Source organism: Rhodosalinus sp. FB01 (assembly GCF_041365715.1).
Classification (GTDB): Bacteria; Pseudomonadota; Alphaproteobacteria; order Rhodobacterales; family Rhodobacteraceae; genus Rhodosalinus.
Map to the genome: position 1 here is coordinate 1 of NZ_JBGFSH010000132.1, position 304 is coordinate 304.

1 protein-coding gene is annotated in these 304 nt (G+C 74.7%); it reads left to right on the forward strand.

Annotated elements, in window-relative coordinates:
• Positions 1–304, forward strand: a 304-nt coding sequence (locus AB6A65_RS16910) for a peptidase dimerization domain-containing protein (RefSeq protein ID WP_371039536.1), incomplete at both ends; no start/stop codon positions are given.

The window sequence follows — 304 nt, forward strand, 5'->3', positions numbered from 1 at the left end:
CGCTGCGCGAGGAGCTGCACGCGCGCGCCCCCGAGCACGGCCGCTTCGACCCGCCGTGGTCCACGATCAACGTGGGCCGGATCGAGGCGGGCGTCGCGCACAACGTCATCGCCGCCCATGCGGAGGTCGACTGGGAGACGCGGCCGGTGCAGCCCGCCGACGGCCCCTTCGTGACCGAGACGATGCGCGCCTACGCCGAGGAAGAGCTCCTGCCCGCGATGCGCGCCGTCTGCCCCGAGGCCGCGATCGAGACGGAGACGGTGGGCGAGGTCGCCGGGCTGATCCCGATGCCGGAGAACGCGGC